The sequence below is a fragment of the Rhodanobacter sp. A1T4 genome, assembly GCF_014207185.1.
Classification (GTDB): Bacteria; Pseudomonadota; Gammaproteobacteria; order Xanthomonadales; family Rhodanobacteraceae; genus Rhodanobacter.
Genome location: NZ_JACHCP010000003.1, coordinates 174777 through 192275, shown reverse-complemented (window position 1 = coordinate 192275; position 17499 = coordinate 174777). Strand labels below are relative to the sequence as shown.

At 62.6% G+C, this 17499-nt stretch carries 7 protein-coding genes; 4 read left to right on the top strand and 3 right to left on the bottom strand.

The genetic code is table 11. The annotated features are described in order from the left end of the window. Positions 1 to 132 precede the first annotated feature (132 nt). Positions 133 to 687 (top strand): RNA polymerase sigma factor, encoded by a 555-nt coding sequence (locus HDE80_RS07175; protein WP_184669305.1) that lies wholly within the window; start codon positions 133 to 135, stop codon positions 685 to 687. After that, positions 684 to 1877, top strand: a complete 1194-nt coding sequence (locus HDE80_RS07170) for a hypothetical protein (protein ID WP_184669303.1) — start codon at positions 684 to 686, stop codon at positions 1875 to 1877. The genes HDE80_RS07175 and HDE80_RS07170 overlap by 4 nt, the downstream gene beginning before the upstream one ends. 183 nt (positions 1878 to 2060) lie before the next feature. On the opposite strand, the gene HDE80_RS07165 is transcribed toward HDE80_RS07170, so the two are convergent. The 3 genes from HDE80_RS07165 to HDE80_RS07155 all read right to left on the bottom strand — a co-directional run bounded on the left by HDE80_RS07165 (position 2061) and on the right by HDE80_RS07155 (position 12862). Continuing rightward, entirely contained in the window at positions 2061 to 3743 is a 1683-nt protein-coding gene (locus HDE80_RS07165; protein ID WP_184669301.1) for a ShlB/FhaC/HecB family hemolysin secretion/activation protein, read from the bottom strand. Positions 3744 to 3828: 85 nt separating this feature from the next. Next, the gene (locus HDE80_RS07160) at positions 3829 to 12258 is read right to left on the bottom strand and encodes a YDG domain-containing protein (RefSeq protein WP_221437465.1); all 8430 of its coding nucleotides are present in this window, start codon (positions 12256 to 12258) and stop codon (positions 3829 to 3831) included. Positions 12259 to 12613: 355 nt separating this feature from the next. Beyond that, positions 12614 to 12862, bottom strand: coding sequence for a hypothetical protein (locus tag HDE80_RS07155; protein WP_184669296.1), 249 nt, complete (start codon positions 12860 to 12862; stop codon positions 12614 to 12616). A gap of 24 nt (positions 12863 to 12886) precedes the next feature. Here HDE80_RS07155 and HDE80_RS07150 point away from each other — a divergent pair, with 24 nt between their 5' ends. Beyond that, the gene (locus HDE80_RS07150; RefSeq protein WP_184669293.1) at positions 12887 to 14659 is read left to right on the top strand and encodes an ABC transporter transmembrane domain-containing protein; all 1773 of its coding nucleotides are present in this window, start codon (positions 12887 to 12889) and stop codon (positions 14657 to 14659) included. Between the two features lie 199 nt (positions 14660 to 14858). Continuing rightward, a complete protein-coding gene (locus HDE80_RS07145) occupies positions 14859 to 17492 on the top strand; it encodes a M1 family metallopeptidase (protein ID WP_184669914.1) in 2634 nt (877 codons plus the stop codon). Positions 17493 to 17499: the final 7 nt, after the last annotated feature.

Genomic DNA, 17499 nt, shown 5'->3' with positions numbered 1-17499 from the left:
AGCTGACTCGCAGGCACGGCGGCGATATCGGGATCGCTATTCTCCGATCGCCGCCGCTCTCCAGAACCCGTAATGATGTCGTTTTCGGCAAACGCTTCCCCGCACCGCGCCGTAGGATTAACCTCGACCGCCATGGATGTGGCGGTCGACCCCGATGCAATGCTGATGCTTGCCTACGCGCGCGGCGATCTCGTCGCGTTCGAAACCTTGTATGCGCGACACCGAGGCACGCTATACCGCTACCTGCTTCGCAGCCTGCGCGATCCACATCGCACCGACGAACTTTTTCAGGAAACCTGGAGCCGTGTGATTAACGCACGCGCGAGCTATCAGCCACAGGCGAAATTCAGCACCTGGCTGCTGCAGATCGCGCACAACCTGATCGTGGACAGCCTGCGTCGGCAAAAACCGATGGCCGTCGGCGACGAAGCGGAGGCTGCGCTATCCAACGTGGCGATGCCCGAACGCGAACAGCCCGAGCACGCGCTGTCCAACTTCGAGCGTCGTCGCAACCTGCAGCATGCGATCGACCGGTTGCCCGACGAGCAGCGTGAAGTCATTCTTCTGCGTATGGAACAGGAATTGAGTCTGGAGGAAATCGCCTCGGTGACCGGCACCGGCCGCGAGACGGTCAAGTCGCGCCTGCGCTATGCCATGAATCGATTACGCGAAGTACTCTCCGAATGACCACGCATCTGCCACCGCAAGACCCGATGGAACCGGACGACGCGCTACCCGGCGAAGCGGAGCTGTCGGCGCTTTATCGCCAGCTGCCGCGAAGCGAACCGGGCCCGGCGCTTGATGCCGCAGTGCGGCTTGCCGCAGCAGCAGCCATCGCATCCGAGACACAACAGAGTGAGCAGCGCCTTCATGCCGAAGCTTCAGCGGCGACGTATGCAGCTCCAAAAAATGCGTCCGATGTGGTTACACCGATTGGCGCTGCTCGCCCAAGGAAAGCCGCGCCGCGCTGGCTGATCGGTTTGGCCACTGCGGCTACGCTGGTGCTGGTGGCCGGCGTGGCGTGGCATATGAGCGAAATGCCGAACAGCGCTTCGACCGCCGCGGACGGTGCGGACTATCGGGCTGCCGTACCCGCGGCTTCGACAGTTGTGCCTGCCGCGCGCGAGGGTACTCCGATGGCGCCGGTCGCCAGTGCAGTCGTGGCGGCACAAGAAAGTTTGCGCACGCCAGTGGTGCATCCCACCGAACCCGTAAAGCCGCGCGCGAGAACTATCGATTCAAGTATCGTCTCCAACGCGATACGCAAATCGCCCCGCGCGGTCGCTGAAAAAGCCGTTGCCATGCAATCGCGCGTGGCCAGCATGCCGCCACCTCTCGAAGAAATGTCTTCTAGCGCACCGGTATCGCCAAGCCACGAGGCTTATACATCGGGAAATTCATCGACGTTGCAACCAGAGAAAATGCAGACTGCTCTTGCGCAGCCCGCCCCGACGAATGCGAACATCGTCGCGTTCAGCGCCACAACCATCGCGCGGCCAGCGGCCCCACCCGCACCAAGTCCGCCACCAGCTACCCCGGTGCCAGCACCTGCGCCCGCTCCCGCCATTGCGGATATTCCGTCTGATGCTGCGCCAGTAGTGATGGCCACTCCGTCACCCGAACCATCCATCATCATTGCGGGCAGATCAGCGCCGATGCCGGCACCCGCGCCGGCACCCGCATTCTCATCGTCAGTGAATCAAACGGACACCGCCAAACAGCCGAGCGATACGCCTGCGCAGGAACTCGCCAAGATCAATGCGCTGTTCGCGCAACACAACGACACTGAAGCGCAGCGCCGCCTGCTGCAATTCCATCGCGATCACCCGACCTGGAGTCTCGATCCATCACTGCGCGCGCGATTAGGCGAACCGTGAGCGCGATGCCGGAAACGCTGGCCCTGGACGGCTGCACGTGACCGCTATCGGCAAAGAAGCGTGTGCTGCAGACGGCTGTATCACGCCTGCGTCTACCTGATCGGTGCTGCGTAGATGACTCAATAAAAACAGACCTGCCAACCCGCGCAGGCCTGTCAGGCCGATCACATCATGGCGGGCCACTCAGAACGCAAAACCCTTCTGCACCTGCAACCAGAATCGGGTGGAATATTCTTCGTTGAGCAGCGCCGGGGTGTTGCCGACCGGAACCGAGATGCTGGCGTTGACAAGCCAGTTGTTGGGACCGTTCCAGTTCAGGCCGAGGCCAGCGCTGTTCATGCGAGCGCTGTTCGGGCCAGGGACAAAGGTGGTCTTGTACGGCTCGACATGGCCGCTGTCGACAAAGCCGCTGACCTGCCATGCGCCGGGCCAGGACAGCTCCAGGTGATGACGAAACTCGATCGTCACCAGGTTGCCCTGCGCGCCGGTGAGTTCGCCGACATCGTAGCCGCGCACCGTGTTCGGTCCGCCCAGGAAGAACTGTTCAGAAGAGTCCAGGTTCTTGCTGGCCCACTGGTCGGTGAAGCCGACATACAGCGCATTGTTGGTGCTTAGCGTCTGCAACCGCGACACGGACAGGTTGTAACGGTTGTAGCTGCCCGCCGTATTGGCGCTGATCGCATCGATGAACTGCGCCAGGTCGTTGTCGAACCTCAGATCGCCGTGGGTGGCGCTGACCATGTAGTTGAAATTGCCATGGTCGTCGATATGGTCGCCGGCCAGCGTGGCAGTCCACGAATCGGTATGGCGATTGGTGTCGATCGCAGTCACATCGACATCGTCGTTCAGTCGCTTGTGGTCGAACTCGATCTGGCCGTAGAGATTGCTCGTTGCGCTGCGGATGATCGGCTGCGAGAGATAGATGCTCTGCACCTGCGCGGTGCCGTGCGCGTGCAGATCCTGCAGGCCGTTGCCGAGCCGGTAGCTCAGTGCCGACACCGAGGCACCGATCGTCGTGCCCTGGCCATTGAGCAGGTACTTGTAGCCAACCCGGCCGTAGCTCATGTCGGCGCCGGAGGTAATCGCGTTGAGGTCGAGTACGTCGCCCTGATGCAGCAGGCTGTTGATATCGAAGGTGCCGGTGAAGCGCGCGCGACCGGTATAGGTGTTGCCGAAATTGTCCAGCCCGACGGTGCCGGAATAGCGCGGTGCCGGGGTGGCGGTTACCGCGAGATCGGACGTACCCGCCGTGGTGCCGGGACGCAGCACCGAACTGACGATCACGCCCGGAATATCCGACAGCAGCAGCAGGCTGCGATCGAGCGAGCCCTGCTCCACCGGCGCGCCCGGCGACAATGGGGACAGCGTGGCACGCAACGGGTGGTCGGACACGGTGCTCTGGTTGTCCAGGCTGACCGTGCCGTAGCGCGCTTCCACTACCGCGATGCGCACCACGCCGCCGCTCAGCGTCTGCGCCGGAACGTACGCGCTGTCCAGCGGATAGCCGAGCTGGTGGTAGACCTGCGTGATGCGCGCAGCCAGCACGTTGAGTTGCGTGAGCGTCAGCGTCTGGCCTTCGCTGGAGGCGACCTGCCGGTGCAGCAGATCGGTCGACACCAGCGTGTTGCCGGTGATTTCGATCTTCGTCACCTGGAACGGCACATTACTGTCCGCCGCACTTTCGGCCGGCCTTTGGATGGTTAACCCCGTGTTCGACGACGGAGTCGGCGTGGCCGTGCGTGGCGTCTGCTGCTGCAGGATCTGGCCGCTGTCCGGCGGCCGGGACTGCGCCTGCACTGCGCCGGTAGCGAACAGGCACGCCAGGCCGAGCGCGGAGAGGGGCGGAAAGGTGGAGCGCGTAGTCATAGCAAAATGCCGGAAGCCGAAGGGAGAGAAAAACCGGAACGGGCGTCGCGTGACGCTGCGTCCCGCAAACTGTCGTGTCGCCAGCTCACAGCGGTGCATCCGTCGGCAGCCGCACGCCACCATCGATCACCTTGAGCGCGATGCCGGGACGGAAGTCCGAACGCTTGACGTTGGGTTCGATCGGCTGTGTCTGGTCCTGGTTCTTTTTGTGATTGCCGGTGTAATCGCTCACCGTATCCGTCGTCGCCGTGCCATAAGGCGTGGCGATGGCGTGCGGCCACAACAGCGACTGTGCCTGTGCGATCGCGCCGTTGACGGCGCTGTTGCCGGTCGCATTGGTGATGTTGGCAGTGGTGGTGGTATCCGGATCGAGCACCACGTAGTTGCCGGCATCCGCGCCGGTGTCGGTGATGCCGTTCACGGCAATCGACTTGTTGTTGCCGACATTGGGATCGGAGAACAACGCGGTGAGGTAGTTGAAGCCCACCGCATCGCCCGGCAGCACGCCGGTAGTGTTCAGCGTGACGGTCGCGTTGCTGTTGCCGTCGAACTGCTTGTTCTTGCCGATGGCGTTGACCGTGATGCCCAGCGGCGTGACGTTGGCGGTGATGCCGGTCGGCTGCACCAGGATGTAATTGCCCGCATCGGCGCCGCTGATAGTCATCGCGGTGGTGATCGGCTTGTTGTTGCCGACGTTCTTGCTGTCGAATGTGCCGGCGGTGTCGTTGCCCAGTGCGACCGCATCGTTGCCGAACAGACCGGACAGCATCGAGCCGCTGAGCGTGTCGCCGGTGAGGCCGTTGTAGACGCGGTTGGTGCCGACCGTGCCGATCACCTGCAGCAGCGCCGGGGTAATCGTCAACGTATCGGTGCCACCGATGAAGGTGTAGTTGCTGGCCAGTGCGCTGCCGTCGCCTGTGAGGGTGAAGCCAGCCAGGCCACCCGGGGCGAACGGCAGGTTCGTACCGACGTTCTTGGTGGAAACCACGCCAGTGCCGCTCAAGGTCAGCGTTTCGCCGTTGACGCCGGTCAGCACGCCGCTGTTGCCGAACAGATTGGCGCTGGCGTCGGTGGCGCCATCGTAAGTGCGCGTGCCGCTGAGATTGAGAATGGCTGGAGTGATGTTGGCCGCCGTGGTCGCGGTGTTGTTGAAGGTGTAATTACCGAGGTCCGCACCGCTGCCGCTGATGCCGCTCACCGCGATCGCAATGCCGTTGCCGGCGTTGGGTGAGGCAAACGTGGCCGAGCCGTCGGTAAAGCTGAGCTGATCGCCCGGCAGCACGCCATTGCCGGTCAGGGCGACTGTCGCGGCGTTGCTGCCGTCGTAGGTCTTGTTGCTGCCGGTGGCCGTGATGTTGATCGCCAGCGGAGTGATGGTGACCCAGTCGTTGCTGATCGGGCTCAGTGTGTAATTGCTGGCGGTACCCGTACCGTTGCCCAGCGCCAGCGTGCCGAGGCTCTGGAACGGCTGCTGGCTGCCTACATTCTTGGTGGTCAGCACGCCGCTGCCGGTCAGTGTAAGCGTCTGCCCCGGAATGCCAGCCAGCGTACCGCCGGTGAGGAACAGACTGGCAGCCGCGTCGGGCAGGCCGTCGTAGACGCGTGTCGACTGCAGCACGATCGGCACCGGCGTGATCATCGCCGTGGCCGTCGCGCTGGTGTTGAGGATGTTGTAGTTGGCCAGGTCCGTACCGCTGCCGGCGATGCCGAGCACGTTGACGGTTTCGTTGCCCACGACGTTCGGATTGACGAAATTCGCCGAGCTGTCGGTGAAGCTCAGATTATCGCCCGCGATCACACCGTTGCCGGTCAGCGTGACCGCCGCGGTGCTGGTGCCGTCGTAAACCTTGTTCGCCGCTGCCGCGCTGACGGTGATATTCAGCGGCGTAACGTCGACCGTATCGCCCGCACCGGTCCCCAGCGTGTAGTTGCTGGCAAGACTGCCGTTGTTGCCACCCAACGTCAGCGAACCCAAGTTGGCGAAGTCCTCCAGGCCCGCGTTCTTGCTGTCCAGCACGCCGCTGCCGGTCAACGTCAAGGTCTGGCCCATGACGCCGGTGGCGAGTGTGCCGCCGGTGGTAAACAGGCTGGCGTCGGCGCCTGTGGTGCCGTCGTAGGGCCGCGTCGAGTTCAGCGTGATCAACTTCGGCAGAATGTCGGCCGTGGTGGTCGAGGTATTGCTGAAGCTGTAATTGCTTGCATCGGCACCGCTGGCGACGATGTTGTCGGTCGTCACGGTGATGCCGTTGCCGGCGTTAGGCGTCGCGAAGGTCGACGGGCCACCGCTGAAGTTGATCGTGTCGCCCGGCAGCACACCGGTATCGGTGAAGGTCACGGTCGCGGTATCGGTGCCGTCGTAGGTCTTGTTCGGTGCGGTCGTGGCCAACGAAATCGCCAACGGGGTGATGTGATACGCGTCAGTACCGCCGACCAGCGTGTAGTCGTTGGCATCGGTGCCGGCGCCGCCGACCAGGCCGAGCGTGCCCAGCGCCAGGGTATTTGGCGCGGTGCCCGCCGCGGTATAGGTGCCGACGTTTTTGCTGCCCGTGGTGCCGGTGCCGCCAACGGTCAGGGACTCGCTACCGATGCCGGTATTGATCGTGCCGAAATCGGCGCCGTTGGCATCGGTCATACCGTCGTATACGCGGGTGCCATCAAGATTGATGATCAACGGGTTGATCGTCACGCTGTCGGAAGTAAATGGCGACAGCGTGTAATTGCTGGCCGATCCGGTACCACTGACCAGCGCCAGCGTACCGAGACTATTGAAAGCCTGCGTGCCGACATCCTTGCCGTCCAGCACACCGCTGCCGGTGAGCGTCAGTGCCTGGCCCGCGACGCCGGTGTTCACGGTGAACAGGCTGGCATCGGCATCGGTTGTGCCGTCATAAAGACGGGTCGAGTTCAGCGTGATCGGGCGCGGCGTGATGTTCGCCGCGGTCACTGCGCTGGTGTTGAAGGTGTAGTCGCCGGCGGTGACCGCAGCGCCGTGGGCAGCGGTGTTGGCGACGTTGATGAGGATGCCGTTGTTGACATTCGGATCGGCGAAGGCCACCGAGCCGAAGGTGTAGGTCAACGTGTCACCCGTTGCCAGCGGCGTCGATGGCGACAGACCCACGGTCAGGCCGGGATCCGCCGTGGTGCCGTCATAGATCTTGTTGGCACCGGTGGCAATGATGGTGATGGCCAGCGGCGAGATCGTCGCGGGGATGCCGCTCTGCTGCACCAGGTTGTAATTGCCGGAATCCGTGCCACTGATGCCAGCGGCGGTCGTCACGCTGGTCGCGTTCACGTTTTTGCTATTGAACGTGCCCTTGGTCGGATTGGTGAGCGTCACGACATCGCTGAGCAGCACGCCGCTGAGCTGGGCACCGCTGATGACGGCGGCGGTGGTGCCGTCGTAGATCTTGTTCGCGGCGGAGCCGTCGATCACGGTCAACGTGGCCTTGGTGATGACGAATTTGTCGGTTCCCCCCACCAAGGTGTAGTTGGTGGCGATTGCTCCGTTCCCGGCCGAGACCAGCCCCAGACTGCCCAGCTGGAAATTGGCGGGCGCGGCAGACGCGGCGGTATAGGTGCCTACGTTCTTGCTGCCGGTCACGCCGGACCCATCGACGGTCAAGGTGTCACCGTTGAGGCCGGTGAGCGTGCCGAACAGATTGCCGTTGGCGTCGGTCAGGGCGTCGTACACGCGGGTGCCGCTGAGGTTGAGCACGTACGGCGTAATCACGCCATTGAAGCCCTGGCCGCTGGTCGGCAGGACGTAGTTGGCCAGGTTGGTACCCGAGTTCGCCAGGAAGTCCGATGAAACCAGGGTCGAATCGACCTCCAGATTGTTGCCGGCATTGGGCGACGCATAGTTGGCGGTCGCCGATTGCGGGACGGTCGCGCCCTGGCCGGCAACGAAGCCGCCAAGCGTGTAATCAGCGGCAGTCAACGTGGCCGAGTTGCTGCCGTCGTAAGCCTTGGTCGGCGTGCCGGTGATGTTTGCGGTCAGCTGCCGCGGAGTGATCGTGGCAGCCAGTGGGCCCGGCTGCACCAGTGTGTAATTACCCGAAGCTGTGCCGCCGATGGCAAAGCCACTGGTGTTGACCAGTCGATTGCCGGCGTTGACGTTGTTGAACACGCCGGTACCGATCGTCGACAGATCGACGTTCGCCGTATCCTGGGCAAACACGCCGCTCAGCGCGGCCGCAGCGGTATCCAGCGTGGCGGTGTTGGTCGCGTCGTAGGGCTTGTTTTCGGCGGTGACGCCAGTAACCGTGATGGACTTGGCCGTGATGTTGGCGAACAGGCCGGTCGGCTGCATCAGGTTGTAGTTGCCGGCCTGCGTGCCGCTGATCGTGAAGCCGCTCGCGGTCACGGTCAGGCCTGTGCCGACATTCACTTGCCCGAACTGGCCCGAATTACCGGAAGTCGACAGGGTCACGTCGCCCGCATCGGTATCGACCAGCCCCGCCAGCGCAGCGTTGGTGACATTCAAAGGATCGGCGTTGGTGGTGTCGTACACCTTGTCGGTGCCGTAGACGCCGGTGATGAACAGCGGCGCCGGGGTGATCGTGCCGGAGCCGGTCGGCGCGTAATCCAGAACGTAGTTGGACTTCAGTGCGCCACCCGTGCCGGTGTAGTTGTTGCCGGTGAGCGTGCCGCTCACCGTCGTGGCGCTGACGTTGGGCGTGTTGTAGTTGAACGCTGCCGTCGGCGTGATGGTGAAGCTTTCGCCGGCCACGCCGGTAGCGACGGTGAAATTGGCCGAGTTCAGTTGCGCGCTACTGGTGCCGTCATAGACCTTGGTGATGCTGCCGAGTGTGACGGTCAGCGGCCGTTGCGTGATCGAGCCCGTGCCATAAGCGATCACCGGATAGGTGTAGTCGCCCGGATCGCTGCCCGGGGCAAAATTGAAGTCGGCCTCCGCCAGGGTGGCAGTGAGCGCGATGCCCGTGCCGGCATTCTTGTTGGCGAACGTGCCGTCGATATTCTGGTTGATCACGGCGCTGTCGCCGTTCACAAAGCCGGACAGAACAAAATTGCCCGGCAACAGGGTGATATCGGTGGTGCCGTCGTAGACCTTGGTCGCGCCATTGATGCTTGCGGAAATGCCGAGGGGCGCCGGAACGATGGTGCCGAGGCCGTTGAATACCAGCGGCAGGATGTAGTTCGATGCTATGGCACCGTTGGCGAACGTCAGATTACCGGCAGTGAGCGTGGCTGTTACGTTTTGCGTGCCGACGTTGACCGTGGCGTAAGCACCGGAATACGTCCCGTTATTGACGGTGATCTGTTCGCTACCGATCGCGCCACTCAAGCCCAGGTTGTTCTGCGTCAGCGTGGCCGTGTTGTTGCCGTCGTAGGTCTTGGTCGGATTGTTGACGATGGCCGTGTCCAGCGGTGCCGGGGTGATCGAGCCGGCGCCGCTAACGGTCGCGGGGAAGCTGTAGTTGGAAAGCTTCGTGCCTGAGCCAACCGCAAAGTCGGACGCCTGCAACGCGGTCGTGACCGTCGTCGCATCCAGCACATTCTGGCTGTTGTACGTGCCCGACGCCTGCGCAACGGAGACGCTCTGGCCGGCGATAAATCCGCTAACGTCAAAGTTGCCGGTAGTCAGGTTGGCGGCATCGGTACCGTCGTAGATCTTGGTAGGTGCGTTGGCGGAATCGAGGGCGATCGTCAGCATCTTCGGCGTGATGTTGGCGGTCAGCACAAGCTGCGAAAGGGTGTAGTTGCCTGTGCCTGTGCCGGCGAGGTTGAAACCGGAGGTGGTAACGGTCAGGGCGTTGCCGACGTCGGACTGGCTGAAGCTGCCGGCGGCGCTGCCATCGGCCAGCGTTACCGTGGTGTCGCCGGCGACCAAGCCCGACAGAGTTGCCCCGCTCACGTCGAGGGCCGCGGTGGTGGTGCCGTCGTAGATCTTGTTGGCGGCGGTGGCATCGATCACCGTCAGCGCCTTCGGCGTAATGTCCGCGCTCAGGCCTTGTGGGGCGAGCAACATGTAGTTGTTTGCCGCGCTACCGCCAATGCTGAAGGTGGCGAGGTTGGCGATGACGGTGAGATTGTTGCCGACATTGGCCTGGCTGAAATCTCCCGTAGCACCGGCAGCATTCAACGTGACGTTGCCGTTATCGACGGGAATCACGCCGCTCAGCGCTGCATTGGTCGTGTTGAGCGCGTCGGTGGTCGTGCCGTCGTAAACCTTGTCGGTTGCCAGCAGATTGAGGATATTCAGCGGCGCCTGCGTGATGGTGCCCGGACCGGTCGCGGTGGTCGGCAGGATGTAGTTGGCGAAATTGGTGCCGGCGTTGGCGGTGAAGTTGGTCGGTCGGAGCGTGGCCGTGATGGTCTCAGGGCCCGCATCGACACCGGCATAGGCGACCGAGCTGGGCTGGCTTACCGTCGCGCCCTGCCCGGCCACGAAATTGAAGCTGTAGTTCGATGAATTTAACGTCGCCGTGGTGGTGCCGTCGTAGACCTTGGTTGGATTGCCGACAATGGTGCCGATCAGTTGCAACGGGTTGATGGTGCCGATATTCGCGCTCTTGGCGCCTGCGGCGAACTGGTAGCCGTAAGCGGTAAGGCCGCCCGTCGTGGTGACACTGAATGACGTCGGGCTGGCCGCACTGGTCACGCTGATGCCCGTGGCCGCATTCGATGAGGCGTAGGTGCCCGACAATGCCAGGGCATTGAGCGCATCGCCGTTGACCAGGCCGCTGGTGGTGACATTGCCGAGGGCAAGCGTAGCGGCGGTGGTGCCGTCGTAGGTCTTGGCGACATTACCGGTCAGGCCGGTAATCGTGATGGTCGGCGCGAGGCTGTACAGAAAGCCATTGCCAGTGCCCAGCGCGGCCGTGCCGAATGGCGCGTTGTACTGGACGAAGCTGGGTGTGAGGCCACCGGCCGTATCCAGTGTGGGATTGGTCGAATAGATCAACCAGTTGCCGGCCGTCGTCGTCACCGCCGCGGCGCCCGCCGCGTTGGTGAAGTTCGCGCTGGTGCCGAGCGTGGCGCCCGTGCCGCCGGTGACCGATCCGCCCGCGGCGATGGCGAGGTTGCCGCCGATCGCATGCATCGCCACCGTGGCCGCGCTGTTCACCGCGGCGCCGACGTTGATCGCACCCGCCGCCGTGTTCATCGTTACGCCCGTGTCCGCCTGGGTGGCAGCGTTGATGCTGATCGGGCCCGTGGCAGCGGTCAGGTTCAAGCCGCCAGCGCCGGTGATGGTGTCATTGACCGCGATGCCGTGATACGCCGACAGCGTCAGGCTGGCAGCCGCATTGGTCCAGGCGATATCCGTATTGACGTTGATATCGCCGGCGGTGGTCCCGCTGGTCACCGGCGTACCGAAGCCGCCTGTTGGCGCACCGGTAGCCGAGGTGGTGAGCGTGACGCTAGTCCCGCCGTTCAGTGCGGCATCGAGCGCAGTCTCATCGCCGGGGTTGATATCGAGGTCGGTGGGATCGACCAGCCAGGTGCCCGCTTTGCCGGCTTTCGCACCGGCCGTGATCAATGCACTGCTGGCCAACTTGAAGTTGGCCGCCGAGGTTTCAATCGAGCCGCCGTTGCCGCCGTTCGGCGCGCTGGCGTCGAGCGTGCCACCGACATTCACGGTGCCCGAAGCCATGCCGCCGAGCAGGGTGATGGTGCCGTTGTGGTTTTCCACCGTCTGCGCGCGCACCACGCCGGTGTTGTTGACCAGGCTGGCCAACAGCGCATCTTTGGCGCCGGCGGTCATGATCACCTGGCCACCATCTGCCTGGATGATCTGGCGGTTTTCGGCCAGGTTGTCCAGCGTGCTCTGGTCCACCTGCAGGTGCAGTAGCTGGTTGCCCTGGAAGGTGAGTGTTTCGGCCGAGCCGGCACCGAGCGCGACCGTACCGAGCCGCGCACTGACCACCCCCTGGTTGGATACCTGGTTGCCCAGCAGCGCGATGTAACCGCCGTCGGCCGCGTTCAGCGTGCCCTGGTTGACCACGCTGCCCTTGCCGTTACCGCTGAAGGTACGTGTGTTGGAGCCGAGGTCGCTATCGTTGACGTCCAGCGTGGAAGCGACCAAGCCGCCGACATTCACCTGCGCGCCCTTCCCGAAGATGATGCCATTCGGATTGATCAGCCAGACCTGACCATTGGCATTGAGATGCCCGAGGATCGTGCTGCCCGTACTGCCAAGAATGCGATTGACCGCAATCGAACTCGAACCCGGCTGCACAAAATCAACAGTCTGATTGGATCCGATGTTGAAGCTTTGCCAGTTCAGCGAAAGGTTCTGGCTGCTCTGCTGGATCGTCGTGGTGTTTCCGCTCTGGGTGATCTGGCCCGAGCCTGCCGTGATCTGCCCACCCGTTGCGCTGGCGCACGCCAGCCCGGTCATACCCAAGTACATCGCCAGTACCGAAAACCATGCCGTACGAGGACCCATTAGCTTTGCACGGGAAGGCGCGGGCGAGGTGCTGCGAGCAAACTCACACGCCGGAACCCACTGTGCGCTGGATCGATTCCAGCACAGGCGATAGACATGATTCATGATGGAATTCCCCTTGTATGGACATCAGATGGGCTCCTAACTCCATCAATGGCTCAAGCGTTTTCCAGCATTTGCTTGTATAGCCGTGGACCGCGGACCCCCAGCCACTACTATAAATCAAGTATTGAAGAATGTGACTATTTTCACAAAATTTCACTTTCCCATTCAGCTACTTGAGCTTCCCCTCTGGCATGGACATATGCCTAATTCATTTACGGGTATGCAGCCATCAAGCTGAGCGCGGGCAGTTTGGTGCGCGCCTATGGCGACACAGGGGCGGAATGCCTGCGACCGCCGATTGTCGCGATGAGCCAGCAATTAGGCGTGCACTACGATTTCGCCGAATTGACGTTGTTCAAAGCACGCGGAAAGGAGTGGCAAGCAGATATCGACAGCGGAAAGTTTTGACGCCGATGGCGTCCAGCTGCAACAGCAATTGCCAGAAAACCGAGTTGCCGAGGTGCAGGCGCGCATCGTCGACATCAGCCACGAGCGAAGCGCGGCCAGGCGACTGGATTGAATCGGCGACCAGACGCCCCACCTTCAATGGCAATGTCCACGTTCGGTACAAAGTTTCGCTGCCTGGCGAGACCGCGCCGCGCATCATCGATCCACTCTGCGAGAACTCATGAGCGATTCCGCCAACGACAAACCCCGCTCCGTTCGCCAAATCGGCGCATTGCGCCTGCTCTGGCCATTCCTCAAACCGCATCGCGCACTGGCGATCGGCTGGCTGGTGTTTCTGGGGTTGTCTTCAGGTGCGACGCTGGTATTGCCGATGGCACTGCGGCAGATGATCGATCGGGGTTTCGGCAACTCAAGCATGGTCGTCATCAATGCCACTTTCCTTGGCTTGTTCGGCGTGTCCCTCGTGCTGGCCGTGGCCACTGCAGCACGTTATTTCTGCATCGCTCTGCTCGGCGAGCGGGCGCTGGCTTCGCTACGCGAGAAACTCTACACCCATGTCATCCGACTGGACGTCGGCTTTTTTGAGCGCAGCCGCGTCGGCGAACTGATCTCGCGATTGGGTACAGATACTGAAGTAGTGCAAGCACTGATCGGTTCGGGTATCTCGGTTTCTTTGCGCAGCGCTGTCATGCTGGTGGGCTGCATCGTCGCGATGACATGGACCAGCCCGAAGCTTGCCGGCCTTACAGCCTTGGTTATTCCCGCAGTAATGCTACCGATTCTTATCTTCGGCCGGCGCGTGCAAAAGCTCTCACGTGCCAGCCAGGACCGTCTCGCTGATGCCGCCGCCATTGCCAATGAGACGCTCAACGCCGCACCAGCGGTAAAAGCGTATTCACGTGAAGACATCGAGAGCGAGCGCTACAGCAGCGCGATTCGGCGTGCGTTGAGCACTGCACGCGAGCGCATCGGCATGCGTTCATTACTCACCGCCGCGGTGATTGTGTTGATATTTGGCGCGATCACTTTGGTGCTGTGGGTGGGCGCGCGCGAAGTGATGGCTAAAACTCTCGATCCCGGTGTGCTCGGCCAATTTGTGGTCTACGCGATTTTAGCCGCTGGGGCGGTCGCAGGCCTCAGCGAGGTCTGGGGCGACGTGCTGCGCGCCGCCGGCGCCATGGGACGCATTGGTGAGCTGTTCAATGAAAAGGCAGACGTCGCCAGCCCGGCACAACCGATCAACCTGCCCCGCCCGATTCGCGCTGCGCTGCGGTTCGAGCATGTGGCATTTAACTACCCCACGCGCCCCGATGCCCCTGCACTGCACGACTTTGATCTGACCATCCAGCCCGGTGAAACGGTAGCTCTGGTTGGCCCGTCCGGCGCCGGCAAAAGCACCGTGCTGGCGCTACTGCTGCGTTTCTACGATCCGCAGTCCGGCCGTATCACGCTGGACGGCATAGACCTGCGACAACTGGCACTGCCTGAACTGCGCGGCGCTATCGCATTAGTGCCGCAGGAAACGGTGATTTTCGGCGGCAGTGCCGCGGACAACATCCGCTTCGGCCGCCAGACGGCCAGTGATACCGAGGTGCGCGAAGCGGCGCGTGCAGCCGAAGCGCATGAGTTCATCAGTGCGATCGGCGATGGCTACGATGCCGCCTTGGGTGAACGCGGTGTGCGCCTGTCCGGCGGACAGCGCCAGCGCATTGCGATCGCCCGCGCCATCCTGCGCGACGCACCGCTGCTGTTGCTGGACGAAGCAACCTCGGCACTCGATGCGCAATCCGAGGCGGCTATCCAGCAGGCGCTGGAACGGCTGGAAAAAGGCCGCACCACGCTGGTCATCGCCCATCGCCTTGCTACCGTCAAACGCGCCGACCGTATCGTGGTGATGGATGGTGGCCGCATCGTGGCGCAAGGCACCCACGAAAATCTGCTCGCCGAAGGCGGGCTGTACGCTGAGCTGGCGCGACTGCAGTTTGTGGCCTGAAGGACCTCGAAAAGCCCGGTCTTGAAGTCATGACTAAGCCATGATCAAAAAAGGGGTCGGTTTATTTATCACCGACCCTTCTACCTTGAAATAAATGAACCCGACCCATTTCTAGCCGTGACTTCCGGCAGTGTCAGGCGGGTCATATCCCCTCCAACATGATTGGTTTACACGGGAGATAGTCATGGAAAGACCTTATATGCGACGGTTACTGGTATCGGGTATTGCGCTGGCATTGGCTGGCACCAGCCTTGGCGGCATGGCGGCTCCAACGACGACGGCCAACGCTCTGGCGCCAACCCAGCTGCCGCGCGGCGTGGTGCCAAGCCATTACGACGTGTCCATCGTGCCGCATGCGGCTTCGATGAACTTCGATGGCCAGGTCACCATCACCGTCAATGTGCAGAAGCCGACGCCCAGCATCACCCTCAATGCCATCGACATGGCGTTCTCCAAGGCGACTCTGAGCTCGGTCGACGACAAGCCGGTGGCCACACCGAAGGTAACGGTGGACGCCCAGACGCAGACGGCGACTTTTACCTTCGCCAAGCCGGTGGCCGCGGGCAGCTACAAGCTGGCGATGACTTACACCGGCAAAATCGGCACCCAGGCCAACGGCCTGTTCGCGCTGGACTATGACACCAAGGCCGGCAAGCAGCGCGCGCTGTACACGCAGTTCGAGAACTCCGATGCGCGCCGCTTCATTCCGTCGTGGGATGAGCCAGCCTACAAGGCCACCTTCAACCTCGATGTCACCGTGCCGTCCGACGAGATGGCGGTGAGCAATATGCCCGCCGCATCGACCACCAAGCTGGCCAACGGCATGAGCCGCGTCACTTTCCAGCCGTCACCGAAGATGTCCACCTACCTACTGTTCTTCGGTCTTGGCCAGTTTGATCGCGCAACCACTTCCTCCGACGGCACCGAGATCGGCGTGATCGCGCAGAAAGGCGCCGTCGGCCAGGCCGACTTCGCGCTCAAGTCGGCGAAGGACGTGCTGCACGAATACAACCAGTATTTCGGCGTGCCGTTTCCACTACCCAAGCTGGATAACATCGCCGCACCGGGCCAAAGCCAGTTCTTCAGCGCGATGGAAAACTGGGGCGCCATCTTCACCTTCGAGTACAGCCTGCTGCTGGATCCGGCCATCGCCACGCAATCGGACAAACAGGAAGTGTTTGGTACCGCGGCGCACGAGATGGCACACCAGTGGTTTGGCGATCTGGTGACCATGCGCTGGTGGGACGACCTGTGGCTCAACGAGGGCTTTGCCTCGTGGATGGCCAGCCGCACCACCGAAAAGCTACATCCCGAATGGAACACCAAGCTGGATGCCGTCGACGTGCGGGAAAGCGCGATGTTGCGCGACGCAATCGCCACTACGCATCCCATCGTGCAGCACATCGCGACCGTCGAGCAGGCTAGTCAGGCCTTCGACACCATCACCTACTCCAAGGGTGAAGCAGTCATCACCATGCTCGAAGGCTACGTGGGCGAAGACGCCTGGCGCGCCGGTGTGCAGCGCTATATCAAGGCCCACGCCTATGGAAACACGGTGTCCGATGATTTGTGGAGGGCCATCGATGCCACCGGCGACAAGCCAATCACCGCCATTGCGCACGACTTCACCCTGCAGCCGGGCATTCCGCTGATCGCCATCGATGCCGAGAGCTGCCAGGGCGGCGACACCACGCTATCCCTGAGCCAGGGCGAATTCACCCGCGACCGCCCCGACAAGAAGCCCCTGCGCTGGCACGTCCCGGTGATCGCCCAGTCCATTGGCCGCACATCGGTGACAACTCTGGTAGTGGACGGTCACGGCAACCTCAAGGTCCCCGGCTGTGGTCCAGTGGTGGTCAATGCCGGCCAAAGCGGTTATTACCGAACGCTCTATTCACCGACAGCGTTCAGTGCGCTGAGCCAGTCCTTCACCAAGTTGCCTGAGATCGACGAGCTGGGCTTGATGAGTGACACCTGGGCGCTGGGCATGGCGGGTCTGCAGCCAGCCTCCGACGTACTTGATCTCGCCCAGCGCGTACCCGCTGATGCCAGCCCGGAAATGTGGGAAGAAGTCGCCGGCGTGTTGTCGGGACTGGATAACTACTACAAGGGCGATGACGCGCGTCAGGCTGTGTTGCGCAAGTTCGCCATTGCACGCTTGTCACCGGAGTTTGCCCGCGTCGGCTGGACCTTGAAGGCTGGCGAAAGCGGTCCGACCAAGATCCTGCGCACCGAACTCATCAGCACGCTGTCGCAGCTGGGCGACCCGGACGTGATTGCCAAGGCACGTGACTACTACGCCCATCCGGACACCATGCCGGCGGAGCTGCGCAAGTCCATCCTCTACGTCGTGGCCAGTCACGCCGATGCCACCACCTGGGACAAGCTGCACACCCAGGCCAAGGCCGAGACCACGCCGCTGATCAAGGACGAACTCTACAGTCTGCTATCGACCAGTGAGGACGAAACCCTGGCCAAGCGCGCCCTGGATCTCGCCCTCACGCCCGAACCTGGCGCCACCACCAGCGCAGGCATGATCTCCGGCGTCTCACGCCACCACCCGGACCTGGCCTTTGACTTCGCTGTGGCCCATCGCACCCAGGTCGACAAACTGGTCGACTCCACCTCCAGCAGCCGCTACTACCCGGGCCTGGGCGGCGCATCGATCGATCCAGCGATGATCGGCAAGATCGAGGCGTATGCAAAAGCACACATCGCTATCGGCTCGCGCCGCGTCGCCGACACCGTCGTCGCCGGCATCCGTTATCGCATGATGATTCGCGAAAAGCGCCTACCGGCCATCGATGCATGGTTGAAGAAAAGCGGCGGGTGATGTTGCT